Genomic DNA, 23343 nt, shown 5'->3' with positions numbered 1-23343 from the left:
TGACGCGGGCGACGTTGTGCGGTTTGCCGGTGGCGCGGGCGCGATCCCGCGCCCGGGCCACCTGACGAGGCGTCAGTGTCAGGATGGTGCCCTCGACATTAAGCCTGCGCGGTTCCGCGGGAAGCCTCTGGCGGTTGGCTACGGCGTTGGCCACGACGTCAGCCATGGACAGGCGGCCCTTGATCTCTGCCACGGCGGCGCTGGGTTCGGGCACGGCCCGGACCCCTGGCATCAGGTTGCCCAGGGTGGACATGACCACACCGGTTTCACCCAGCGAGGGCAGGACGCGCTCGATGTACTTCATGAAGGAGTTCGACGGTCCCACCAGCAGCACGCCGGCGGACTTGAGCCGTTCCCGGTGCGAATACAGCAGGTACGCCGCGCGATGCAGGGCAACGGCGGTCTTGCCCGTTCCGGGACCGCCTTGGACCACGAGGATCCCCGGCATCGGGGCCCTGATGATGCGGTCCTGTTCGGCTTGGATGGTGCCGACGATGTCGGACATCGCCCCGGTCCGCTTGGAATTCAGCGCCGCCAGCAGGGCGCCTTCGCCCTGCAGCGTGCCGCCGTCGGCCAACATGGTCGAATCCAGCACATCGTCTTCGATTCCCTTGACCTGATGTCCTTGCAGAATCAGGTGGCGGCGGCGCCGGACACCGAGCCGTTCAAAAGCCGTCGCCTGATAGAACGCCCCGGCTTCGGGCGCCCGCCAGTCCACCATCAACTGCTGGAGGTCGGCGGTGCTGAGTCCGATGCGCCCGATGTAGCGGCGTTCGCCGTCGTCCAGATCGAGCCGGCCGAACACCAGCCGGTCATCCACGGCGTTCAACTGGGCCAGCCGGTCCTCGTACATCGCGGCGAACGCATCCCGCTCGGAAATATTCTGCATACTGCCCACCGCACCGCTCCGGCGGACGCGAGCCAACTGCTCCTGTTTTTCTGCGCGCAACTCTTCCAGCCGGCGGTACAGCCCGGCCACGTAAGTGCGCTCAAGTTCAAGCTCGGCATGGGCCGAAGGCGATTCAGGCATATGTGTTTCCCTCCCCAAAAGGCAGACCGTCCATTCTACTACCGGCGCGGTGAATTTTCCTGCACTGCGGGACGAGACCGCGGATGGGCACGCGCCCTTTCGCGGAGGGCGGAGTTTTGCGGCTATTCACGCACCAGAGACCTGATGCGGTGTCCGGTCAACGCCGACCTGCCCCGCAGTGCCGAAAGCTCAAGGACCACGCCGAAGCCGGCCACCTGCACGCCGGCCCGTTCGAACAGTCGGCAGGCGGCGCCGAGCGTCCCGCCGGTGGCCAGCACATCGTCCAGAATGAGAACCCGGGAGCCGGGCGTCAGCTCATCGGCGTGGATTTCCAGCGTGGCCGTGCCGTATTCCAGCGCGTAGTCTTCGGAGATCGTTTCGCGCGGCAGTTTGCCCTTTTTGCGCACGGTGATGACGCCGGTGCCGGAGGCGTAGGCCGCGGCGGCCGACAGCAGGAAGCCGCGGGCCTCCACACCGGCCACGGCATCGAACTGGCCCTCGAACGGGTCGATCAAGGCGCGCACCAAGGCGTGCAGTGCCTCGCCGTCGGCAAAGACGGGGGTCAGGTCCCGGAAGATGATCCCCGGCTTCGGGTAGTCCCGGACCGTCTGGGAAAGACGGTTAACCATGGCTTCGACTGATTCGCGGGGGCGTTCACTCACCCGTCTACCCTACCCGCTGCCGGCGCGCCGCCGCGGCTTCGCGGCCCGGTACGGCGAGACGGTGGGATCGCCTTCGAGCCAAAAGCGCCAGGGGTACGCCTCGGTGCCGCCCTCGCCGCTGACGCCCACCCGCGGACCGGTGCGCACGTGCCGATGGGACGCCCGGATCGGCGGCCGCGCCAGCTCCAGCTGCCCGCGGCTGAAGGCCCTGCCGTTGTCGTCGAGGGTCAGCCCCATCGCGGTGGCCAGCCGTGCCGGACCGCGCGCTAATTCGGCTTCGTTCTTGGCCGAGGCACGACGGCGTCTGGCAAGATCGAGGCCTTCGGTGACTTCACCTGCGCGCAGCAGCGCACCGGTGGCCTGCCCCTCGTGGCCGCAGACGATGTTCACGCAATGGTGCATGCCGTAGGTGAAGTAGACGTAGATGTGGCCCGGCGGGCCAAACATGACCTTGTTGCGGTTCGTGAGGCCGCGAAAAGCGTGCGAGCCGGGATCATGCTCGCCCATGTAGGCCTCCACCTCGGTGAGGCGCACAGCTACCGTCCCCTCCGCCGTCGTATGTGTCAGCCGGGCACCGAGCAGCCCCGGGGCCACGTCCACGGCGGGGCGGCCCAGCCAGTGCCGCAGTGCTGCGTCCACTAGGCGGGCTGGGCGCGCTGGTAAAAGCGCACCAGTGCTTCGAGCCGGTGGGCCGACGCGTGCACCCGGCCGCCGCCCAGAACCGTGGCCAGTGAATCCAGCCGCGCATGCCAGTTGGCCATCAGGCTACTGGCCGTCGTGCTCCCGGGCGCTGTTTCCGGCCCCACATTGTGGACCAGGGTCAGGCGGGTCTTGCCGTCAGCCGGTTCCAGCATCCAGTGGACCGTCCCGGTGCCCTGCGGAGCGTTCCACGTGTAGTCGAGCCGGCTGTCCGCAAGGACATACTCCACGTCCCCGGTCACGGTCTGCTCCGGCAAGCGGAATTCGACGGTGCCTCCGGCCTGCAGCTCCACCCGGCCGGGCCCAAGCCAGGTGCTGAGCAGATCCGGCTCCGTCAGGGCTGCCCAGACCTGGCTGCGGTCGGCGTCGAGCAACCGTTCGAACCGCAGGCAGGTGTGACCCGATTCCTTGGCCACCGTGCCCATCGAGTGCGAGAGCTGGTACTGGCGGGAATAGGCTTCGCGCAGCGGAGTCCACCGGTCGGTTTCCCAGTCCGGCTCCCGTCCTGCCGCAACCTCGGCCAGAGCATCCAGGATGGTTTGCCAGCCCGCGCTCCCTTCGGTGAGGAATTCCGGCCCTTCAGCGCGGGAACGGAATTGAAGCAACGTACCGCCGTCGCTCTCCAGCACCCTCCATTCGATGACAGATTCCTGCCCGAGTTCGTCCTCCCAGCTGAACTGCAGGCTGACCGGAGGCTGGAGCTGCAACACCGTTCCGCTGGAGATACCCCCGCCCAGGTCCAGCTCGTAGGCGTGGCCCAGCTTCCAGTCGTCGTCGAGCGTGCCGAGCCATTTTGCGATGTTGTTTTTCTCCGCCAGCAGGCTCCAGATATAGCTGCGGGGATAGTCGAACGCTCGGTCAAAAGCCAGGACGTAGTCCCCGTCTACACGCTCGATCCGGCCCTCCGGGACCACCTTCTCCTCGTCCTGGCTCAGCGTCGACATGCTCGCTCCTCGGCTCGTTAGCTCTTGGCCCATCGCTTCACAAACTACCGCAGAGCAATTTGCTACCGGCCGGTAACTTCTCTCGTGCGGGCCACCGGGCTCATGGGCGGGGACCGGATGCGTAGTCCCGCGCGCGTTCCAAGCCCGCTTGCAGCGCCTCGATTTGGGCGGCGACGGCGGCAGGCGCGGTGCCGCCCTGCGAGCTTCGGCTGGCCAGCGATCCTTCCACCGTCAGCACTTCACGCACCGCCGGAGTCAAGTGCGGCGAGATGGCAGCAAATTCCTCGTCCGTGAGGTCCCAGAGTTCGACGCCGCGGCTTTCGGCCTGTTTGACTGCTGCACCGGAAAGTTCGTGCGCCTCCCGGAACGGGATGCCTTGGCGGACCAGCCATTCGGCGATGTCGGTGGCCAGCGCGAAACCCTGCGGCGCCAGCGCTTCCAGCCGGGCCGTGTGGAAGACCAGGGTGTCAACCATTCCGGCAACTGCCGGCAGCAACAGTTCCAAGGTATCCGCGGCGTCGAAGACCGGTTCCTTGTCTTCCTGCAGGTCGCGGTTGTAGGCCAGCGGCAGGCCCTTCAAAGTGGCCAAGAGGCCGGTCAGGTCCCCGATCAGCCGGCCGGCTTTGCCGCGGGCCAGTTCCGCCACGTCCGGGTTCTTCTTCTGCGGCATGATCGAGGAGCCCGTGGAATAGGCATCATCCAGCGTCACGAAGGAAAATTCCTTGGTGGCCCAGAGGATGACTTCCTCCGAGATGCGCGACAGGTCGACGCCGATCATGGCCGCCACCCAGCTGAACTCGGCAAAGACATCCCGGGAGGCGGTTCCATCGATCGAGTTCCACACCGCGGAGTCGAATCCGAGGTCGGCTGCCACGGCATTGGGGTCCAGGCCAAGAGAGGAGCCGGCCAAGGCACCGGAGCCGTAGGGAGAGACAGCCGCCCGCTTGTCCCAGTCCGCCAGCCGCTGCACGTCGCGCAGCAGGGCCCAGGCGTGGGCCAGCAGATGATGGGACAGCAGGACCGGCTGGGCGTGCTGCAGGTGTGTGCGGCCGGGCATGGCGGCCTCTGGATGCCGGCGGGCCTGCGCCAGCAGCGCGTCAATGGTCGCCAGCACGCCGCGGGCGATGATCCGGGCGTGGTCGCGCAGGTACATCCGCCCCAACGTCGCAATCTGGTCGTTGCGGGAACGTCCGGCGCGGAGTTTGCCGCCCAGCTGGGTGCCCGCCCGTTCGATCAGCCCGCGCTCGAGGGAACCGTGCACGTCCTCGTCCGACTCGGTGGCCACGTAGGCGCCGGACTGCACGTCGTCGTCGAGCTGGTCCAGCGCAGCAAGCATGCCCTCCAGCTCCGTGTCGTCCAGCAGGCCGGCCTTGTGCAGCACCTTGGCGTGAGCGCGGGAACCGGCGATGTCGTAGCGTGCCAGGCGCCAGTCGAAGTGCGTCGACTTGCTCAGCGCGGCCAAGGCATCGGCAGGGCCACCGGCAAAGCGGCCACCCCACAGGGCGCCTTCGTTGGTGTGCCCGGCTCCGGTACTGTTCGGTTCCTGCGTCACGTTATGTTCCCTTTCCGCCAGGTTGCCCTGGTGACGGTTCCGCGCTCTGCCGTGCCGGCCGGCGGTGGTTGGCTCGTTGCGCCGGCTGACGAGCCGGCTGCCGCAGCTGCTGCTGAGGCTAGGTTATTGGATTCAGGCGTTGCGGGAGGATTCATCGGCAAACTGCAGGAACCGGGCGGCCAGATCGGCGCCGCCTGCAGGGTCCCGTGTCACCAGCAGGACGGTGTCGTCGCCCGCAATGGTGCCCAGCACCGACGGCATGACCGAGTGATCGATGGCCAGCGCCAGAAAATTGGCTGCTCCCGGCGGTGTCCGCAGGACCACCAGGTTGGCCGAGGCTTCGGCGGTGACCAGCAGGTCGGCGCAGAGGCGGGCCAGCCGGGCGTCCAGGATTTCCTGCGTGACGCCGCTCTGCGGCGTGCGCTCACCGCCTTCGCTGGGCACGGCATAAATCAGCCCGCCGTCATGGCCGCGCACCCGCACGGCGCCCAGTTCCACCAGGTCCCGGGAGAGCGTGGCCTGCGTGACTTGGACCCCCTCGTCCGCCAGCCGGGCTGCGAGTTCGGCCTGTGAGCGCACGGACTCGCCGGTAAGGATTGCGGTGATCTTGGCCTGGCGGGCGGTCTTGGTGGCGGGCATCGTCGTCATGGCCTTCAGGCCCGGGCCAAAGGAGCCAGCGACGACTTGTCCATAAGCCACGCCATCAGCGCCTTTTGCGCGTGCAGCCGGTTTTCCGCCTCGTCCCACACCACCGATTGCGGACCGTCGATGACTTCGGCAGCGATTTCGTAGCCGCGGTACGCCGGCAGGCAGTGCAGCACGATGGCGTCGTCGGCCGCCAGTTTCAGCGCTGCCTCATCCACGGCGTAGTCCTGGAACAGTTCCAGCCGCTGGGCTTTCTCGTCTTCCTGCCCCATCGAGACCCAGGTATCCGTGGCGATGACATCGGCGCCCGCGAGCGCTTGCGCCGCGTCGGTGGTAATCCGTACCGATCCGCCGGTCTTGGCGGCCCGAGCTTCGGCCTCCGCCACGACGGCGTCCGTCGGCAGGTAGCCGGCCGGTCCGGCGATGCGCACGTGCATGCCCGCCGTCGCTCCCGCGAGCAGGTACGAGTTGGCCATGTTGTTGGCTGCGTCGCCAAGGTAGGTCATGGTCAGCCCGGCGAGCTTGCCCTTGTGCTCCTGCACGGTCAACAGGTCCGCCAGCAACTGGCACGGATGATAGTCGTCGGAGAGTGAATTGATCACCGGGATGCGGGAAATCGCTGCCATCTCCTCCAGCCCCGAGTGGGCGAAGGTCCGCCAGACGACGGTGGAGACCATCCGCTCCAGCACCTTGATGGTGTCCGCGACGGACTCCTTGTGTCCCAGCTGGGACTCGCCGGGGTTGATGATCAGCGGCACGCCGCCCAGGTCGGCGATGCCGGCGGCGAAGGAGACCCTGGTGCGTGTGGAGGTCTTGTCGAAAACCACGGCCACGGTCTTGCGGCCCGCCCCGTCGCCGGCGTACGGCTGGTACCGGTAGGGGGACTGCTTCATGTCGGCTGCCAGCCGCAGGACTTCGGCCTGCTCGGCCGGGCTGAGGTCGGTGTCCTTGAGGAAATGGCGGATCATGAGGCGTCCTTGCTGGGTGCAGCGGCCCGGGCAGCCGCGGTGGTCAGAATGTCCGGCAGGGCGGCAGTGAACCGGGCCGCGTCTTCGGCGGTCAGGATCAGCGGCGGGGCCAGCCGCAGCGTGCGCGGACCGGGATTGTTGATGATGAAGCCGGCCTCCAAAGCTGCTGCCACGGCGGCAGCGGCAATATCGGCGTCCAGGTCGATTCCGATGAGGAAACCCTCGCCGCGGACCTCGGCAACGTGCTCCACGGCGGCAAGGTCCCGACGCAGGTGCTCCCCGAGCCCGGTTACATGACCCAGCAGCCCGCGGGACTCGATGGCATACAGCGTTGCCAGCCCCGCCGCCGTCGCCACCGGGTTGCCGCCGAACGTGGTGCCGTGCTGGCCCGCCGTCAGAAGCCCGGAGGCTGTTTCGCCGAAGGTGATGAGCGCCCCGATGGGCAGTCCACTGCCCAGGCCCTTGGCCAAGGTCATGGCGTCGGGCAGGATCTGCTCACCCCCGGCCACGTTGCCCTGGAACGCGAACCAGTTGCCGGTGCGGCCCACGCCGGTCTGCACCTCGTCCAGGATCAGCAGTGCTCCTGCGGCCGCTGTGGCCTCACGGGCAGCCTTCAGATAGCCTTCCGGCAGCGGCCGGACGCCCACTTCGCCCTGGATCGGTTCCAGCACGACGGCGGCCACCGTCTCGTCGACGGCGGCGCGCAAGGCCTCCTCGTCGCCGAAGGGAAGATGGACCACACCGCCGGGCATCGGCTCGAAGGGTTCGCGGTAGGCCTGCTTGGCCGTCAGCGCCAGGGCGCCCATGGTGCGGCCGTGAAACGCCCCTTCGAGGGCAAGGATCTTGGTGCGCGAGGGACTGGAGTTCCGGCGGGCGAGTTTGAACGCCGCTTCGTTGGCTTCAGTGCCGGAGTTGGTGAAGAACACCTTGGATCCCGCGGGGGCGCCGGCGAGCTGCAGCAACCGTTCGGCCAGCGCGATCTGTGCCGGGCTGGTAAAGAAGTTCGAGACATGGCCGAGGGTGGACAGTTGGCTGGACACGATGCCGGTCAGGAACCCGTCCGCGTGGCCCAGGGCGTTCACCGCAATTCCGCCGAGCAGGTCAAGGTATTCCCTGCCGTCGGCGTCCCAGACCGTGCAGCCCTGGCCGCGGACCAGGACACGCTGCGGGGTTCCGAAAACGCCCATCAGCGACTCGCGGTACCGTTGAAGCAGCTGCTGGCTGTCCAGGTTTTCCAGGCCGGCGAGCAGGTCCGCCGTGGACACTGGATCGGCAGTATTCATGCTTCTTCCCCATCCGGAACAATTTGGGTGCCGATGCCGGCAGCAGTGAATATTTCCAGCAGGATGGAGTGCGCCATCCGGCCGTCGACGACGGCGGCCCGCTCCACTCCCCCGTCGACCGCTTTCAGGCAGGCTTCCATCTTGGGAATCATGCCGGACTGCAGCTGAGGCAGCAGCTGGCGCAGCTCCCCGGCCGTCAGCGACGATATCAATGAGGACTTGTCCGGCCAGTTGGCAAACAGCCCCTCCACGTCGGTGAGGATGACCAGGCGCGAGGCGTGCAGGGCATCGGCGACGGCAGCGGCCGCGGTATCCGCGTTGACATTGAGCACTTGGTTCGTGCCTTCGCCGTTGCCGCCGATTTCCGGGGCCACGGTGGAGATGACCGGAATCCGTCCAGCATCAAGCAGGTCCAGGATGGCGGACGGATTGACGCCCACCACTTCGCCGACCAGGCCCAGGTCGACCTCTTCGCCGTCCACCACGGTGCCCGTGCGCACTGCCTGCAGCAGCCCGCCGTCTTCACCCGAGAGGCCCACGGCGTACGGCCCGTGCGAATTAATCAGGCCGACCAGTTCCCGGCCCACCTGTCCGGTAAGCACCATGCGGACCACGTCCATCGCTTCGGGGGTGGTGACGCGAAGACCGCCCTTGAATTCGGATTCGATGCCCAGCCGGGAGAGCATGGCATTGATCTGCGGACCGCCACCGTGGACGACCACCGGTCTGATGCCGGCGTGATGGAGGAAGACGATGTCCTCGGCGAACGCCTGCCGCAGTTCGTCATTGACCATGGCGTTGCCGCCGTACTTGATCACCATCGTGGTCCCGGCGAACCGCTGGATCCAAGGCAGGGCTTCGATCAGCGTGGCGGCCTTGTCCTGGGCCATCAGCATTGTGTTCATTATCGATCCTCAGCTGGAGTAGGCGGAGTTCTCATGCACGTACTCGTGCGTGAGGTCGTTGGTCCAGATGGTGGCGCTTTCGGTGCCGGCTTTCAGGTCTATCACCACGGCCACGTCGCGGCCGCTCAAGTCCACCAGCTCGCGGGACTCTCCCACTCCGCCGTTGCGGCACACCTGCACGCCGTTCATGCTGACGTTGAGCTGGTCCGGCTCGAATACGGCGTCGGTCGTGCCCACGGCTGACAACACGCGGCCCCAGTTCGGGTCGTTGCCGAAGATAGCCGTCTTGAACAAGTTGGAGCGGGCCACTGCGCGGCTGACCGTTTCCGCATCCCGCTCGGACGCGGCGTTGATCGTGGTGACCGCGATGTCATGGCTGGCGCCCTCGGCATCGGTAATCAGCTGCCGGGCCAGGTCCGCGCACACGCCGGTGAGGGCAGCCGTGAAATCTTCCAGTGCGGGGACGACCGCTGAGGCGCCCGAGGCCAGCAGCACCACCGTGTCGTTGGTGGACATGCAGCCGTCAGAATCGGTCCGGTCGAAGGTCAAGCGGGCCGCCTCGCGCAGCGCCGCCTGCAGCTGAGGCGGGGCCAGTTCGGCATCGGTGGTGATGACCACCAGCATGGTGGCCAGGCCGGGCGCGAGCATGCCGGCGCCCTTGGCCATGCCGCCGATGCTGTAGCCGCCCCCGGAGAACAGGGCCTGCTTGGACACGGAATCGGTGGTCATGATGGCTTCGGCCGCGTCGGCGCCGCCGTCGTTGGACAAGGCCTGTGCGGCGGCTTCAACACCGGGCAGCAGCTTGTCCATCGGCAGCTGCTCACCGATCAGCCCGGTGGAGCACACCACCACATCGCCTGCCGAGATACCGAGCAGATCGGCCGTTTTCTCGGCGGTGGCATGGGTGTTCTGGAAGCCCTCGGCACCGGTGCACGCGTTGGCACCGCCGGAGTTGAGCACGACTGCGTCGGCCCGGCCATCGGTGAGCACCTGCCGCGACCAGTGGACCGGGGCCGCAGCCACGCGGTTGGAGGTGAAGACGCCCGCCGCCGCGCGCCGGGGTCCGTCGTTGACCACCAGTGCAACATCAGGTTTCCCCGAGGCTTTGAGGCCGGCAGTCGCGCCGGCGGCGCGGAATCCTTTCGGTGCGGTAACGCTCACGGTGCAATCCCCTGCTGGGTCAGGCCGGCGGTCTCGTCGAGGCCGAGGGCAATGTTCATGGACTGGATAGCGCCGCCGCCTGTTCCCTTGGTGAGGTTGTCAATGGCGCAGCTGACGACAACCCGGCCTGCGTGCTCATCGAAAGCCAGCTGCAGGACGGCATGATTGCTGCCCTGGACGGCCTTGGTGTGCGGCCATTGGTCCGCGGGCAGCAGGTGCACGAAGGGCTCGTCAATGTAGGCGGCCTCCCACGCACGGCGCAATTGGCCGGCATTGGTACCGGGCTTGACGCGGGCAGTAGCCGTGGTCAGGATACCGCGGCTCATCGGCGCCAGAGTGGGCGTGAAGGAGATCTTGACCGACTGGCCCGCAGCCGCCGAGAGACCCTGTTCAATTTCCGGGGTGTGCCGGTGGCCGCCGCCGACGCCGTACGGGCTCATGCCGCCCATCACTTCAGACCCGATCAGGTGCACCTTGGCGGACTTGCCCGCACCGGAGGTCCCGGAGGCAGCGACTATCACCACATCCTCGGGCTCGAGCAATCCGGCGGCGAATCCGGGCGTCAGCGCCAGCAGCGAACTGGTGGGATAGCAGCCCGGGACGGCGATCCGGCGGGCGCCCTGCAGCTTTTCCCGGTGACCAGGCAGTTCGGGAAGTCCGTAGGGCCAGCTGCCGGCGTGGGACGTGCCGTAGAACTTCTCCCACGCCAACGGATCCACCAGCCGGTGGTCCGCGCCGGCATCCACGACCAACGTATCCTCCGGCAGCGCGGCGGCGATGGCGGCGCTGGCGCCGTGCGGCAAGGCCAGGAACACCACATCGTGCCCGGACAAATTCTCCACCGTGGTGTCCACCAGGACTTTGTCCGCCAATGAGTGCAGGTGCGGCTGCAGTTCACCCAGCCGCGATCCGGCATTGCTGTGCGCGGTGATCGCTCCGATGGAGACCTCGGGGTGGCCGACCAGCAGGCGGAGAACCTCGCCACCTGCGTAGCCGCTGGCACCGGACACCGCAACCTTAATTGTCATGACGCACAGCTTACAGCAAAAGTATTCATGAGTCAGGATATTTATGCACCGCAGGGCCTGACACTCCCACCGGAACTGCGGAACGAGGCACCTGAACGCCTACGATGGGTTCGGAGCCGGCCGGTCCGCCGCGGCAGGTCAGCCGGCATCAACTGTCCCTCTGTGTAAAGGAGACCCTCAATGGCCAAGGCGATCGTCGCTGCCGCTCCCGGCGGCCCGGAAGTACTGCAACTGCAGGAGGTTGAGATCCCGGAGCCCGGCCCGGGCCAACTGCTGGTCAAGGTGGCAGCAGTTGGAGTGAACTTCGTCGAGACCTACGAGCGCAGCGGCGTGTACAACGTCGCGTTCCCCTATACGCCCGGCTCGGAGGCCGCCGGCACGGTGGAGGCCATCGGCGACGGCGTCACAGGGTTCAAGCCCGGAGACCGCGTCGCCTTTGCCGAAGGCGAACGTACCTATGCCGACTACACCGTGGTCTCCGCGGATGCGGCGCTTCCGGTTCCGGAGGGCGTGGACGACGACGTCGCGGCGGCCATCCCGCTGCAGGGCATGACGGCACATTACCTGGTCAACTCCAGCTTCAAGGTCCAGCCCGGGCAGACGGTGCTCACCCACGCCGGTGCCGGCGGCGTCGGCCTGATCCTGACCCAGTTGCTCAAGGACAAGGGTGCCCGGGTGATAACCACTGTGTCCACCGACGAAAAGGAGGAACTGGCCCGCAGCGCCGGGGCGGACGAAGTGCTCCGGTATGAAGGGTTCGCCCGGCGGGTGCGGGACCTGACCGGCGGCACGGGAGCGGACGTGGTGTACGACGGAGTTGGCAAGGACACCTTCGACGGCTCGCTGGCGAGCCTGCGGACCCGCGGCATGCTGGTGCTTTTCGGCGGCGCCTCGGGCCAGGTGCCGCCGTTCGACCTGCAGCGGCTCAACCAAGGCGGATCGCTGTTCGTCACTCGACCCAAGCTGGACGACCACCTGCTGACGCCGCAGGAACGGCGCTGGCGGTCCAGCGAACTGTTCGACGCCGTACTGTCCGGCCGTTTGGACATTCGGATCGGCCGGAAGTACCCCCTGGCCGCGGCAGCGCAGGCCCACGAGGATCTGCAGGCCCGCCGCACCACCGGCAAGCTGCTCCTGGTTCCGTGACGGCCTCGGGAAGGGGGTCAGCCGAGGGCTGGAGCGGTCTCCCGGAAAATGATCTTCGGTGCGGCCGACCCTCCGACCGCCAGGGCCGCGGTCAGGCCGGGCGGAACTTCTCCGCCGGCCTCCGCCAGCTCAAGGTCCAGCAGTTGCAGTCCCGGACGGTGCCCTGCCTCCCCCGGCCAGCCTGACAGCTGTGGCCCACCATCGGCACTTGCGACGCCAATCGTGTCCGGCGACAGCCGCAGTCCATGGCCGGTGGACTTCAGCACAGCCTCTTTCCTGGTCCACAGCCTGGCCCGCAGGCGGCTCGGGTCGGCCGCATGTTCCACCAGCGGCCGCTCGGATTCGGTGAGCATGACGGCGTCGATATTGTCCTCGGGCCGGAACGCGCCGGCCCCGGCGTCCTCGAGGTCGACGCCGAGCAGCACGGGGCGGAACGAGAGCGCGGCCAGCAGCCAGTTTCCCGAACGGGCATAGCTGAGGCGGGCGGGCGCCGGGACGCCGTCCAGCAACAGCTGCGGCTGGCCGTGCCGGCCGTCGTTGCCCCGCTGGCAGTTGCGGCAGTCGAACGACAGCACCATCCGGTCGGCGTCGACGTTCAGTTCCTGCGCCGCCAGCAGGCGGACTGCTTCGCGGGTGCGTGCCCGGACGCTGGGACGCCGGCCTGCCTCGGTAGCGGCAGCAAACCCTTCCTGCAGCTGTACCAGCTGCAGTATCACCTGGGCTTTCATGCGTTCCTTTCCCCTTCCCCCACGACGGCGGAGCTCCGCCTGCGTCGGAGGGACCCGCCGTCGTTATTCACCTCGGTCGCCGGTCAGCGCTGGACTGCGCCGCAGCGGGCTGCGGCGAGGTCCACGGCTTGTGCCCGGGCCGCCGAAGCTTCGTCGGCGGTCAGCGTGCGGTCCGCCGCACGGAACCGGAGCCCAAAGGCCAGCGATTTCTTGCCGGGCTCAATCCCGCTGCCTGCATAAACATCGAACAGCGCCACGTCTTCCAGCAGCTCGCCGGCGCCTTCCCGCAGCGCCTCGCGGACTGCTTCGGCAGGAACCGTGGAATCCACCACCAGTGCGACGTCTTGGGTGGAGACGGGGAAGGTGGACAGATGCTTCGCCACGATTACGTCCGCGGCGGCCTCGAAGAGTGCCTCGCCGTTCAGTTCCATGGCTGCGGTGCGCGCGGGCAGGTCCCAGTCCTGGAGCAGCTTCGGATGCAGCTCGCCGGCGTAGCCGACCACCTCGCCGGTGCGCAAGGACAGCTGCGCGGTGCGGCCAGGGTGGAAGGCCTGGTGCTCGCCCTGGGCGACCACCAGTTCGACGCCGAGGATGTCGCCGACGGCCAGGGCAGTGTCCAGGGCGTCGGACCATTCCCAGGCGCGCGGGGTGAATCCGGCGCCGGGTGCTGCCTCGTGCCCGGTCAGGACTGCTGCCACGTGCCACGGCTGGTCGGGGATGCCTGCCTGCAGTTCCTCAAGCACTTCCTCCGAGGGCTTGGCGCCCAGCGGCGGCAGGACCGGGGACCCGGTCTTGTCGCCGGGCAGGAACACCAGGCCGCCTTCATACAGGGCGAGGTCCCGGAAGCCGCGGGAATGGTTGCGGCGTGCGGTCTCCAGCAGGTTCGGCAACAGGCTGGTGCGCAGGTATCCGAATTCCGCGGAAATCGGATTTGCCAGCTTAATCGCGGAAACTTCGGACCCGGCCTCGGGAGTGCCGAAGGTTCGGTTTTGCTCCGTGGAAACAAACGGGTAGCTAAGCACCTCGGTCAGGCCGGCATCGGCCAGTGTTTGCAGCACGCGGCGGCGCAGCTGCTGGCCGCGGGTGAGGCCACGTCCGGGCGGCGCCACCGGCAGGGTGGCCGGAATCCGGTCGTAGCCGACCAGCCGAGCGATCTCCTCGACCAGGTCTTCCTTGATGGCCAGGTCCGGACGCCAGCTGGGCGCCGTGACTTGCAGTCCGCCGTCGTAATGCTCGAAGGAAGCGCCGACGCCGGTCAAGGCGGATTCGATTTGCCCGGCGGTGTACTCGACTCCGATCAGGCGGCAGGCGAAACCTTCGGGCAGGTCGATGACCACCGGTTCGGGCCGCTCCCCAACGTCAGTTGCCGCCGTATCGGCGGTGCCGCCGGCGAGTTCAACGAGCAGGTCCACGGCACGCTGCGCGGCTTCGTCCGCGATCTCCCAGTCCACTCCGCGCTCGTTCCGCTTGGATGCCTCCGAAGGCAGCTTGTGGCGGCGGCGGGTTCGGCCCATGGAGACGTCGTCAAAGTGCGCGGACTCGATCAGCACGGTGGAGGTGCCGTCTCCCACTTCGGTCTCGGCACCGCCCATCACACCGGCCAGGCCGATGGCGCCGCGGTCGTCGGTAATCAGCAGGTCTTCGGTGGAGAGCTTGCGCTCCTTGCCGTCCAGCGTCACCAGGGTCTCCCCCGGATGCGCCCGGCGTACCACTATGGGGCCCTGAAGCTTGGCCGCGTCGTAGAAGTGCAGCGGCTGGCCCAGTTCCAGCATTACGTAGTTGGAGATGTCCACCACCAGCGAGATGGAGCGCATACCGGCCAAGCGCAGCCGGGACGCCATCCACTGGGGCGTCGGGCGGGACGGATCGACCCCACGGACCGTGCGGGCCACGAAGCGGTCGCAGCCGGGCTTGCCGTAGACCGGAGCCTGGTCTTCGAGCCGGACGGGGTAACCCTCGCCGGCGGCTTCGGGCACCTCGACCTGCCCGGCCGGGTCGGTGAACGCGGTGCCGGTGGCGAGCGCATATTCGCGGGCCACACCGCGGATGGAGAAGCAGTAGCCGCGGTCGGGCGTTACGTTAATCTCGGCTGCCTCGTCGGTCAGGCCGAGCAGTTCCATTGCGTCAGTACCGACGTCGGGGTCGAGGCCCAGCCGGGAAAGCACGATGATCCCGTCGTGGTCCTCACCGATGCCGAGTTCTCGGGCGGAGGCGATCATCCCGGCGGAGGTGTGCCCGTAGGTTTTGCGCGGGGTGATCCGGAAGTCTCCGGGCAGCACGGCGCCCGGCAGCGTCACGACGACCTTGTCGCCGGCCTCGAAGTTGTGGGCGCCGCAGACAATGCCCTGCACGCCGGACGGATCGATTCCGTCGCCGGTGAGCGGCTGCCCGGCGCCTTCCGGCACCACCCGGACCTGGCACCAGTTGATGGTCTTGCCGTTCGTCTGCGGCTCCTTGACCACATCGAGGACCTGGCCCACCACGATCGGCCCGGAGACCGAATCGGACGGTCGGTGCACGTCCTCTTCTTCAAGCCCGACCTTGACGAGGTCGGCCATTACATCCTCGGCGGTAGCGTCCGCGGGAACCTGCGCGTACTCGCGCAGCCAGGAAAGGGGAATACGCATAAGTTTAGATCTCCATCCCGAAGTGCTGGCTGAAGCGGACGTCGCCTTCAATCATGTCGTGCATGTCCGGGACGTCGTTGCGGAACATGAGGGTGCGCTCGATGCCCATGCCGAAGGCGAAACCGGAATACTCCTCAGGATCGATGCCGGCAGCGCGCAGCACGTTGGGATTGACCATGCCGCAGCCGCCCCACTCGATCCAACGGGGGCCGCCCTTGGCACCGGGGTGCCAGATGTCCATCTCGGCGGAAGGCTCGGTGAACGGGAAGTAGGCCGGACGCAGGCGGATCTTCGCTTCGGCACCGAACATCTGCCGGGAGAAGTGCTCCAGCGTGCCGCGCAGGTCGGCCATCGTGAGCCCCTTGTCCACGGCCAGGCCTTCGAACTGGTGGAAGACCGGAGTGTGGGTGGCGTCCAGTTCATCCGTGCGGAAGGTCCGGCCCGGGCACAGCACGTAGACCGGCAGGTCCCGTTCCAGCATGGAGCGGACCTGTACCGGGGAGGTATGGGTGCGCAGCACCAGGTGGGCCTCCGGCGGCTCCACGAAGAAGGTGTCCTGCATCTCCCGAGCCGGGTGGTCCGGCTTAAAGTTCAGGGCGTCGAAGTTGAACCACTCGGATTCCACCTCGGGTCCCTCGGCGATCTCCCAGCCCATGCCCACGAAGATATCGCTGACGCGTTCCTGCAGTATGGAGAGCGGATGCCGGGCACCGGCACGACGGCGGCGCGGAGCCGCGGTCACATCCACGGCTTCCTCCACGAGGATCTGCGCTTCCCGTTCGGCTTCCAGCTCTGCGGTGCGGGCAGAGAGCGCCTGGTTAATCCGTCCCCGGGCCGGGCCGATGATCTTGCCGGCAGCTGCTTTGTCTTCTTTGGCCAGTTTGCCGATCTGCCGGTTGGCCAAACTCAGGGGAGATTTCTCGCCGGTGTGGGCGAGCCGGGCAGTCTTAAGCCCGTCCAGGTCTGACGCTGCCTTGAATGCCATCAATGCCTGCTCGACGGCGGCGGAGACCGCCGCTTCATCGAGCGGGCTGGGCACGGGCAGCTCCTGGGCTGGGGGTGTCACGTCAGACATATGCTGTTGGGACCTCGGAATAGGTTAAAGGGTTTCTGCCCGCGTGCGGGCAACCAGACCAGTCTAGTTCACGGTCAGGCACGGCCTCGAAACGCTTACGATGGCCCGGTGACCCCGTTGGAGAAGCTGCGTGCCGGCTGCAACCTGCTCAATGGCTCAACCCTGCTCGGACTGGGCCTGGCGGCCGCGGTCCGCTGCAGTCTCGCCCGGGGTCCGAAGGGCTTGATCCTGGCCCGGGGCTTTCGGCTTCCGCTGCCGCGGGCATCCGCCTTTACCGTAGGCAACGTGGTGATTCTCCGTGACGGTGCCGAAGTGCTGGCCCGGAATCCAGTACTGCTGGACCATGAGTCCCGCCACAGCTCCCAATATGCGCTCTGCCTCGGCCTGCCGTTCCTGCCCCTGTACGCCTGCGCGGCGGTATGGTCGCTGTGGCGGACCGGCGATCCGGCATCCCGGAACTTCTTCGAACGGCGGGCCGGACTGCGGGCGGGCGGTTACCTGGAGGCATCAGTGCGGCGGGGACCAGGACGCTCCGCTCCATCCGACCCCCACCTGCCGTGATTCCTGCTTCGGGCGACCGCAACACCGGCGACTCCTCCCGGGGGTGCTGGTCAAAAGTTCTCGACCTCGCAGCCCCACCCTTGATCGAATGTGTGTTCTAATGAATGCATGCGCTGGGATGGACAATTAGTCACCGCCGAGGCTCCCGCTGCCTTGCCGGGCCTGGCGAAGCTCAGCAACCTCGTTCGCAGTGTGCAGACACCGGAGTTTGCGGGAATTACCTTTCACGAGGTGCTGGCCAAGTCCGTGCTCAGCAGGGTTCCCAGCCAGTCGGCGATGCCCTTTGCATGGACCATCAATCCTTACAGGGGCTGCTCGCACGCCTGCTCCTATTGCTTCGCACGGAAAACGCACAGTTATCTCGGCCTGGATACGGGGCTGGACTTCGACAGCCAGCTGGTAATGAAGATTAACGCCGGCGAGGTGCTGCGCCGCGAACTCGCCAAGCCGTCGTGGAAGCGGGAACAGGTGGCCATGGGCACCAACACTGACCCCTACCAGCGCGCCGAAGGCCGATACAAGCTCATGCCGGAGATCATCAAGGCTTTGGCGGATTCGGGAACGCCGTTTTCGATCCTCACCAAAGGGACCCTGCTGGCGCGCGACCTGCCGCTGTTGCGCGACGCTGCCAAGGACGTCAGCGTCGGCATGGGCATCTCCCTGGCCATGACCGATGCCGAGCTGGCCCACCGCGTGGAACCCGGAACGCCGACGCCGCGGGCCCGGCTGGATCTGATTGCCAAGCTCAACGACGCCGGCCTGCCCTGTTCAGTCATGGCCATGCCGATCCTGCCCTGGCTGACGGATTCCGAGGAAGCGCTCGACGGCCTTTGTGCCGCCGTCGCTGCCGCCGGGTCCACCCGCTTCACGGCAGGGGCGCTGCACCTGCGCCCTGGAGCCAGGGAATGGTACATGCAGTGGCTGGCCAAAGAATATCCGCACCTGGTCGGCCGGTACCGGCGCCTGTACGACGGCGGGACTTATGCCGCCAAGGATTACCGGCGCTGGCTGGCCGCACGCGTGGGCGTGGCCAAACGGCGGCACGGCTTGCAGGATGCGGCACGCCTGCGCGACATCGACGCCGCGCAACGGGCAGAAACCCCCGCCGGCGAACCGACGGGACGACCGTCCGCGGCCGCGCTCCGTGAGGGTGGGCAAGCGACGTTGTTCTGAACGCAATGGACGGCCTTGTGAGACGGGTGGACGCGGCGGGGAACCCGTCAGGCAGGACGGCGAACTGCCCTGGCTGCCCCTATGACAGCCTTGACGATCGGGAAGTCGGCCGGGATCCAAGGCAATCCCGTTGCTTCGGATTCTTCCAGCGCGATCCACCGCAGTTCGTCGTGGTCCTCAAGCGGCTCCGGCGTGCCGTCGGTAACGTACGCACACCACACCCGCATGGCGGCCGTTTCATTCAACAACCAGCCCTGCTCGTGCGGACCGGCCACCTCATCGCCGAGCTCAATCCCGACCCCAAGCTCCTCGCGGATTTCGCGGCGAAGTGCGTCCTCGCACTTCTCCCCCGGCTCCACTTTGCCGCCGGGAAACTCCCACAGGCCAGCCAACGCCGCCGGCGCGGTGCGCCTGGCGGCGAGAAATTCACGGGGTGCTGCGCGGTTGTCCAGGATCGCTGCACCGACAATTTGTTTCAGGCTCTGTTGCACGCCGACCAGTCTACGGTCCGGTGGTGGTTCACGCCCGCAGGCCCGGACAGGACTGTGCCGGAGTCCACATCCGAAGCTGAGGCCGGAATTGGACACGGCGCTGTTGTGTTGCCGTACAGTAACTGCCGGTGCATTTCAGCAGCCATCGGCATCCCGCCGCTCCCGCCGCAACGGCGCGGCCACTCCCCTTCAGCGCATCCGATGCCACCCAAACGAAAGCCGACGACAGATGAATCCATCAGCCCTGGCAACCACAAGGACGCAGACCGATACCCGCAGGACGGTCTGGGCCATCGTGGCACTGGCCATGGGCGGGTTCGGCATCGGCACCACTGAATTCGCCATCATGGGCCTGCTCCAAAACGTTGCCCAGGGCCTGGACATCAGCATCCCGGAGAGCGGACACCTGATCTCTGCGTATGCGCTGGGCGTTGTCGTCGGGGCGCCCCTGTTGGCCGGCCTCGGAGCCCGGTTGCCGCACAAGCACATGGTGCTGGGATTAATGGTCCTGTTCACGCTGGGTAACCTCTCGTCCGTCCTCGCGCCGGATTATGGCACCATGCTGGTCACCCGGTTCATTTCCGGCCTTCCGCACGGCGCCTACTTTGGCGTGGCCGCGGTTCTTGCGGCATCGCTGGTGTCCCCCACCCGGCGGGCCCAGGCGGTTGCCATGGTGATGCTGGGCCTCTCCGTGGCCAACGTCGTCGGTGTCCCCTTGGTGACCTGGCTGGGCCAGCACTACGGCTGGCGGCTGATGTTCGTGGCCGTCGGCATCGTTGGCGTTGTCACCGTGCTGATGATCCAACGCCTCGTCCCGTTCAGCCCGGCGCACGAAGAAGCCGGTATCAGGCGCGAGCTCCGCGCCTTGACCCGGATCCAGGTGTGGCTGGCCCTGTTGATCGGCGTGGTCGGTTTCGGCGGATTCTTCGCTGTCTATTCCTACATCAGCCCCACCATGACGGAAGTGACCGGCCTGGCCCCGGCGGCCCTTCCGCTGATCGTCGGGCTCTACGGCCTGGGCATGGTCGTGGGCACGTTCATTGGGGGGCGGTTGGCGGACAGGTCCGTGATGGGCACCATCTACCAGGTCATGACGGCCATCGTCGTCGTTCTGGTCCTCTTTTGGGCCGCGTCCTCCGTGGCATTGCTGGCGGTTCCGCTGGTCTTCCTCCTGGGGGTGGCGGGGTCCAGCTTGATTCCCGCGCTGCAGACCCGCCTGATGGACGCATCCCCCGACGCCCAGACCCTGGCCGCTTCCTTGAACCATTCGGCCCTCAACCTGGCCAACGCGTTGGGCGCCTTCCTGGGCGGGCTCGTGATCTCCTGGGGCTGGGGCTTCGCAGCCCCGGCTCTGGTCGGCGCCGGCCTGGCGGCTTTGGGACTGGCGATCGCCGCCGTCAGCGGGGCCGTCGAGAAGCGGCACAGCATTTCCTGAGGCGCCCTGTCTGCCGGAAGCCGGACGGGCACCCGTCGCTTCCGCCTGCGGCATCGATCAAGCGTGGCCGGCTGTGCGGTGAACGGACTCTTATCGATAGATATCCGGTTCCAGATAAATCGCAGTGGCGATCGGCACCGCCTCGCGGATGCGGCTCTCGGCTGCGTCGATCAAGCGCGCGATTTCCTGGCCCGAATCGCTGCGCCCCACGCTGATCTTGGCCGCCACGAGGAGTTCCTCGGGGCCCAGATGCATCGTCTTGAGGTGAATGATCTGTGTTTCGTGGCCGCCGGTGATGGCTTCCTCGATGAGCCGGATGTGCTCGCGCGTGGCGGATTCGCCCAACAGCAACGATTTCGTCTCAACGGCGAGCACCACGGCGATGGCCACCAGCAGCAAACCGATCATCGCGGTGCCGGCCGCGTCCCACAGCCCGTTGCCGGTCAGCAGGGTCAGACTGACGCCGAACAGGGCGAATACCAGCCCCAGGAGCGCTCCAACGTCTTCGAGCAGGATCACCGGAAGTTCGGGCGACTTTGACCGGCGCACGAAGTCTACCCAGCCAGTGGTGCCCCGGCTGGGGTTGGACTCACGGACGGCAGTCCGCAGCGAAAATGATTCGGCCATGATCGCTCCAACGAGCACTGCCAGCGGCACCCACCACCAGAAACCCTCGATGGGATGGGGATCCTGCCACTTGTGGTACGCCTCGTACAACGCGAACAGGCCACCTAGGCTGAAGAGCACGATGGAGACGATGAACGCGTAGATATAGCGGTCCCTGCCGTACCCAAACGGATGGCTGGGGCTCGCTTGGCGTGCTGCCCGCTTGCCTCCCACCAGCAACAAAACCTGGTTGCCGGAATCCGCTACCGAGTGGATGGCCTCGGCCAGCATGGAAGACGACCGTGTCAGGAAGTACGCGACAAACTTCAGCGCGGCAATCGTCAGGTTGGCGGCCAAGGCCGCTACGATCGCTTTGGTTCCGCCGCCTGCTGCCATCGTTGCCCTCCCGGTTGGGCCGCTCGAGGGCGCCCGCGGTTCTTACCGTACCTTGCGCCCGAACCCACCGGGAGAGGCCGACCTGCAGTAACCGACCTGCCGACGGGAGTTGTTACTGTGCCGCGCCGCTTCGTCGCTGCGACCTTGCCGAGGCATACAGGCAGACCGTGGCGGCCGTACCAACATTCAGGCTCTCAGCCTGCCCATAGACCGGTACCGCAACCCGGTGCGCCGCGGCAGCCAACTCCTCCGACGACAACCCCTGGGCTTCGTTGCCGAAAAGCCAGGCAGTTGGCGCCGCTAAATCCGGAAGGCCGGCGGAGCCGTCGTTCGCGGTGGCCCCCTCCCCCAGCCGGGCAAGCGCACTGCGGTCCTGCAGATCGTCCAGGTCGATGGCCCCGTAGCCATCAGCTGCCAGCATGCTCAAGCCGGCGGCGCGCAGAGCGGCGGCAAGATCCACGAAATCGTGTCCGGTGACCACTGGTAGGTGGAAGAGGGAACCGGCCGTGGAGCGCACGGCCTTGGGGTTGTAGATGTCCACGCTGGAGCTGGTCAGGACAACGGCGTCCGCCCCGGCCGAATCAGCCGCGCGGAGGATGGTGCCGGCATTGCCGGGATCCTGCACCCGGACCATGACGGCCAGCAGTGAGGGCTTGGCCTGCAGCACCTCGTTCAGCGGCCGGTCCACGTAGTGGCAGACGGCGACGATCCCCTGCGGGTTGACGGTGTCCGCCATTGCCGCAAGGACCGCGTCGGTGGCCAACCGCAAGGGAACACCGTCGGCCAGGTCGATCAGATCAGGCGCCCGGTCAAGGCAAGCCTCGGTCGCGAAGACTTCGGCGACAACACCGTTGCTTTCCGCTCCACGGTGAGCGCGGTGGGCGGACAGGGCTTCGCGGACAGCCTGTGGGCCTTCAGCAAGGAACTGGCGGCGCTTTAAACGGACCGAGCGCCCGCCAAGCTTGGCCACATCCTTGACCCGATCGGCTCGGGGGTTGGACATGATCGCTTGCGGGCGCCCGGTAGTGCTCATACAGCGACTATAACGTCGCCAGATGGCCGTTAATGCATCCGGTGTTACTCGGCGATCTTCTGGCGGGCTTCGCCGCCGGCAGGCTCGAATCCGGCGGCCTTGGCTGCCTCGACGGACTCGAACCAGTACACCGGAGTGGTGTTTTCGTACCAGGTGGAGCCGGGGACGTGGTACTTCTTGGACTGGTTGCCCTTGATGCTGTAGCCAGCCGGAGCGTCCTCGCCGTCGACGGCCTTCACGGCACCAGCAACTTCGCCGGCCTCAGCGGCGGGAGCGGCAGCCTTGGCAGCCGGAGCTGCCTTGGCAGCGGCAGCCGGCTTGGCAGCAGCGGCGGGGCGCTCGGCGGGAGCAGAAGTGTCGGCCGGCAGTGCGTCCTTGGCCACCTGAACCAGCGCGGCGAAGGCGCCAGCGTCAGACACAGCCAGCTCAGCCAGCATGCGGCGGTCCACCTGGACCTCGGCAGCCTTCAGACCCTGGATGAGGCGGTTGTAGGTCAGGCCGTTGGCGCGCGAGGCAGCGTTGATGCGCTGGATCCACAGGCGGCGGAAATCGCCCTTGCGCTTGCGGCGGTCGCCGTAGCTGTACACAAACGAGTGCAGCAGCTGTTCTTTTGCCTTGCGGTACAGGCGGGACCGCTGGCCGCGGTATCCGGCAGCCCGTTCCAGGATGACCCTGCGCTTCTTGTGGGCGTTAACCGCCCGCTTCACACGTGCCACGTGCGTACTCCTTTTGATGATTTGGTGCCCGCTGGTGAGGCCGCCGCGATCGGCGGCCGGGGCAAAACTAGCTGATTGGTCCTTGCGGCATCACCACGCAGACCGGAGGGAGAAAAGTTAGATGCCGAGCATCTTCTTGATGTTGCGCACATCGGCCGGAGCAACGATCTTGTCGCCGGCAAGACGGCGGGTCAGCGTTGAAGGCTTGTGCTCCAGGTAATGGCGGCGGTTGGCTTGCTGGCGCTTGAGCTTGCCGCTGCCGGTGAGCTTGAAGCGCTTCTTGGCACCGCTGTGGGTCTTCTGCTTCGGCATGGCTGCCGTTCTCCTTACGTCTTCCTCAGGTCGCTGCCGACCGTCGGCTCGTGCGGTGCCGCAATCGGGCACCGGCGGTTTACTTGTCTACCGGCGCCGGGCACAAGGGAAGTGCCCGGCAGGATGCCGGATGCTCTCTGTTCGGTCTTAGTTCTTGGAACCTGACC

The 23343-nt window shown here is 67.0% G+C and carries 23 protein-coding genes; 4 read left to right on the top strand and 19 right to left on the bottom strand.

Going from position 1 to position 23343, the window contains the following annotated elements:
* The 11 genes from AC5RWT_RS22355 to argC all read right to left on the bottom strand — a co-directional run.
* Positions 1-1030 (bottom strand): HelD family protein (locus AC5RWT_RS22355; RefSeq protein WP_494082065.1); only part of this gene is annotated, 1030 nt, incomplete at its 3' end.
* A 122-nt stretch (positions 1031-1152) separates the two neighbouring features.
* Positions 1153-1659, bottom strand: a complete 507-nt coding sequence (locus AC5RWT_RS22350) for an adenine phosphoribosyltransferase (protein ID WP_494082067.1) — start codon at positions 1657-1659, stop codon at positions 1153-1155.
* A gap of 42 nt (positions 1660-1701) precedes the next feature.
* Positions 1702-2331, bottom strand: coding sequence for a DNA-3-methyladenine glycosylase (locus AC5RWT_RS22345; RefSeq protein WP_494082064.1), 630 nt, complete (start codon positions 2329-2331; stop codon positions 1702-1704).
* A complete protein-coding gene (locus AC5RWT_RS22340) occupies positions 2331-3335 on the bottom strand; it encodes an SRPBCC domain-containing protein (protein WP_494082063.1) in 1005 nt (334 codons plus the stop codon). The genes AC5RWT_RS22345 and AC5RWT_RS22340 overlap by 1 nt, the downstream gene beginning before the upstream one ends.
* Positions 3336-3435: 100 nt before the next feature.
* Positions 3436-4887: an argininosuccinate lyase gene (argH, locus tag AC5RWT_RS22335; RefSeq protein ID WP_494082062.1), complete on the bottom strand. Its 1452-nt coding sequence runs from the start codon at positions 4885-4887 to the stop codon at positions 3436-3438.
* A 132-nt stretch (positions 4888-5019) separates the two neighbouring features.
* A complete protein-coding gene (locus AC5RWT_RS22330; protein ID WP_494082066.1) occupies positions 5020-5535 on the bottom strand; it encodes an arginine repressor in 516 nt (171 codons plus the stop codon).
* 5 nt (positions 5536-5540) lie between these two features.
* Positions 5541-6500 (bottom strand): ornithine carbamoyltransferase, encoded by a 960-nt coding sequence (gene argF, locus AC5RWT_RS22325; protein WP_494082061.1) that lies wholly within the window; start codon positions 6498-6500, stop codon positions 5541-5543.
* The gene (locus AC5RWT_RS22320; RefSeq protein WP_494082060.1) at positions 6497-7783 is read right to left on the bottom strand and encodes an acetylornithine transaminase; all 1287 of its coding nucleotides are present in this window, start codon (positions 7781-7783) and stop codon (positions 6497-6499) included. Before AC5RWT_RS22320 ends, argF begins: the two co-directional genes overlap by 4 nt.
* Positions 7780-8688: an acetylglutamate kinase gene (argB, locus tag AC5RWT_RS22315; protein ID WP_494082059.1), complete on the bottom strand. Its 909-nt coding sequence runs from the start codon at positions 8686-8688 to the stop codon at positions 7780-7782. The genes AC5RWT_RS22320 and argB overlap by 4 nt, the downstream gene beginning before the upstream one ends.
* Before the next feature lie 9 nt (positions 8689-8697).
* Positions 8698-9849, bottom strand: coding sequence for a bifunctional glutamate N-acetyltransferase/amino-acid acetyltransferase ArgJ (gene argJ, locus AC5RWT_RS22310; RefSeq protein WP_494082058.1), 1152 nt, complete (start codon positions 9847-9849; stop codon positions 8698-8700).
* On the bottom strand, positions 9846-10877 hold the full coding sequence (argC, locus tag AC5RWT_RS22305; protein ID WP_494082057.1) for an N-acetyl-gamma-glutamyl-phosphate reductase: 1032 nt from the start codon (positions 10875-10877) through the stop codon (positions 9846-9848). Before argC ends, argJ begins: the two co-directional genes overlap by 4 nt.
* Before the next feature lie 180 nt (positions 10878-11057).
* Here argC and AC5RWT_RS22300 point away from each other — a divergent pair, with 180 nt between their 5' ends.
* Positions 11058-12023: a quinone oxidoreductase family protein gene (locus AC5RWT_RS22300; RefSeq protein ID WP_494082056.1), complete on the top strand. Its 966-nt coding sequence runs from the start codon at positions 11058-11060 to the stop codon at positions 12021-12023.
* Between the two features lie 17 nt (positions 12024-12040).
* On the opposite strand, the gene AC5RWT_RS22295 is transcribed toward AC5RWT_RS22300, so the two are convergent.
* The 3 genes from AC5RWT_RS22295 to pheS all read right to left on the bottom strand — a co-directional run bounded on the left by AC5RWT_RS22295 (position 12041) and on the right by pheS (position 16453).
* Positions 12041-12751: a 4'-phosphopantetheinyl transferase family protein gene (locus AC5RWT_RS22295; RefSeq protein WP_494082055.1), complete on the bottom strand. Its 711-nt coding sequence runs from the start codon at positions 12749-12751 to the stop codon at positions 12041-12043.
* 83 nt (positions 12752-12834) lie between these two features.
* Positions 12835-15378, bottom strand: a complete 2544-nt coding sequence (gene pheT, locus AC5RWT_RS22290; protein WP_494082054.1) for a phenylalanine--tRNA ligase subunit beta — start codon at positions 15376-15378, stop codon at positions 12835-12837.
* Positions 15379-15382: 4 nt separating this feature from the next.
* Complete coding sequence (gene pheS / locus AC5RWT_RS22285) at positions 15383-16453, bottom strand: phenylalanine--tRNA ligase subunit alpha (protein ID WP_494082053.1); 1071 nt, start codon at positions 16451-16453, stop codon at positions 15383-15385.
* A gap of 108 nt (positions 16454-16561) precedes the next feature.
* On the opposite strand from pheS, the gene AC5RWT_RS22280 reads away from it, so the two are divergent.
* A complete protein-coding gene (locus tag AC5RWT_RS22280; RefSeq protein ID WP_494082052.1) occupies positions 16562-17014 on the top strand; it encodes a hypothetical protein in 453 nt (150 codons plus the stop codon).
* Between the two features lie 108 nt (positions 17015-17122).
* Positions 17123-18187, top strand: a complete 1065-nt coding sequence (locus AC5RWT_RS22275; RefSeq protein ID WP_494082051.1) for an Rv2578c family radical SAM protein — start codon at positions 17123-17125, stop codon at positions 18185-18187.
* Between the two features lie 47 nt (positions 18188-18234).
* Here the strand turns inward: AC5RWT_RS22275 and AC5RWT_RS22270 are convergent, their stop codons facing one another.
* Positions 18235-18678, bottom strand: a complete 444-nt coding sequence (locus AC5RWT_RS22270; RefSeq protein WP_494082050.1) for a (deoxy)nucleoside triphosphate pyrophosphohydrolase — start codon at positions 18676-18678, stop codon at positions 18235-18237.
* 229 nt (positions 18679-18907) lie between these two features.
* Between AC5RWT_RS22270 and AC5RWT_RS22265 the strand changes: the two genes are divergently transcribed.
* Positions 18908-20113, top strand: a complete 1206-nt coding sequence (locus AC5RWT_RS22265; protein ID WP_494082049.1) for an MFS transporter — start codon at positions 18908-18910, stop codon at positions 20111-20113.
* Positions 20114-20203: 90 nt separating this feature from the next.
* On the opposite strand, the gene AC5RWT_RS22260 is transcribed toward AC5RWT_RS22265, so the two are convergent.
* The 4 genes from AC5RWT_RS22260 to rpmI all read right to left on the bottom strand — a co-directional run bounded on the left by AC5RWT_RS22260 (position 20204) and on the right by rpmI (position 23176).
* Positions 20204-21115 carry a cation diffusion facilitator family transporter gene (locus AC5RWT_RS22260; RefSeq protein ID WP_494082048.1) on the bottom strand — a complete coding sequence of 304 codons (912 nt, stop codon included), beginning with the start codon at positions 21113-21115 and terminating at the stop codon, positions 20204-20206.
* Positions 21116-21227: 112 nt separating this feature from the next.
* Complete coding sequence (locus tag AC5RWT_RS22255) at positions 21228-22148, bottom strand: TrmH family RNA methyltransferase (RefSeq protein WP_494082047.1); 921 nt, start codon at positions 22146-22148, stop codon at positions 21228-21230.
* A 44-nt stretch (positions 22149-22192) separates the two neighbouring features.
* On the bottom strand, positions 22193-22864 hold the full coding sequence (gene rplT / locus AC5RWT_RS22250) for a 50S ribosomal protein L20, sunset domain variant (RefSeq protein WP_494082046.1): 672 nt from the start codon (positions 22862-22864) through the stop codon (positions 22193-22195).
* A 117-nt stretch (positions 22865-22981) separates the two neighbouring features.
* Positions 22982-23176 carry a 50S ribosomal protein L35 gene (rpmI, locus tag AC5RWT_RS22245; protein WP_127511693.1) on the bottom strand — a complete coding sequence of 65 codons (195 nt, stop codon included), beginning with the start codon at positions 23174-23176 and terminating at the stop codon, positions 22982-22984.
* Positions 23177-23343 lie beyond the last annotated feature (167 nt).

The sequence above is a fragment of the Arthrobacter sp. Dra40 genome (assembly GCF_059091905.1).
The sequence above is the reverse complement of the archived record's forward strand: the minus strand, read 5'-3'. Positions and strand labels throughout refer to the sequence as shown.

Bases quoted from the DNA above. Each gene is read 5' to 3' on its own strand.
- AC5RWT_RS22265 (WP_494082049.1), top strand. From the start codon at position 18,908: ATGAATCCATCAGCCCTGGCAACCACAAGGACGCAGACCGATACCCGC.
- rpmI (WP_127511693.1), bottom strand. From the start codon at position 23,176: ATGCCGAAGCAGAAGACCCACAGCGGTGCCAAGAAGCGCTTCAAGCTC.
- AC5RWT_RS22255 (WP_494082047.1), bottom strand. From the start codon at position 22,148: ATGAGCACTACCGGGCGCCCGCAAGCGATCATGTCCAACCCCCGAGCC.
- AC5RWT_RS22330 (WP_494082066.1), bottom strand. From the start codon at position 5,535: ATGACGACGATGCCCGCCACCAAGACCGCCCGCCAGGCCAAGATCACC.
- pheT (WP_494082054.1), bottom strand. From the start codon at position 15,378: ATGCGTATTCCCCTTTCCTGGCTGCGCGAGTACGCGCAGGTTCCCGCG.
- AC5RWT_RS22350 (WP_494082067.1), bottom strand. From the start codon at position 1,659: ATGGTTAACCGTCTTTCCCAGACGGTCCGGGACTACCCGAAGCCGGGG.
- argF (WP_494082061.1), bottom strand. From the start codon at position 6,500: ATGATCCGCCATTTCCTCAAGGACACCGACCTCAGCCCGGCCGAGCAG.
- AC5RWT_RS22260 (WP_494082048.1), bottom strand. From the start codon at position 21,115: ATGGCAGCAGGCGGCGGAACCAAAGCGATCGTAGCGGCCTTGGCCGCC.
- AC5RWT_RS22275 (WP_494082051.1), top strand. From the start codon at position 17,123: ATGCGCTGGGATGGACAATTAGTCACCGCCGAGGCTCCCGCTGCCTTG.
- AC5RWT_RS22295 (WP_494082055.1), bottom strand. From the start codon at position 12,751: ATGAAAGCCCAGGTGATACTGCAGCTGGTACAGCTGCAGGAAGGGTTT.
- argB (WP_494082059.1), bottom strand. From the start codon at position 8,688: ATGAACACAATGCTGATGGCCCAGGACAAGGCCGCCACGCTGATCGAA.
- AC5RWT_RS22300 (WP_494082056.1), top strand. From the start codon at position 11,058: ATGGCCAAGGCGATCGTCGCTGCCGCTCCCGGCGGCCCGGAAGTACTG.
- AC5RWT_RS22340 (WP_494082063.1), bottom strand. From the start codon at position 3,335: ATGTCGACGCTGAGCCAGGACGAGGAGAAGGTGGTCCCGGAGGGCCGG.
- pheS (WP_494082053.1), bottom strand. From the start codon at position 16,453: ATGTCTGACGTGACACCCCCAGCCCAGGAGCTGCCCGTGCCCAGCCCG.
- argC (WP_494082057.1), bottom strand. From the start codon at position 10,877: ATGACAATTAAGGTTGCGGTGTCCGGTGCCAGCGGCTACGCAGGTGGC.
- AC5RWT_RS22320 (WP_494082060.1), bottom strand. From the start codon at position 7,783: ATGAATACTGCCGATCCAGTGTCCACGGCGGACCTGCTCGCCGGCCTG.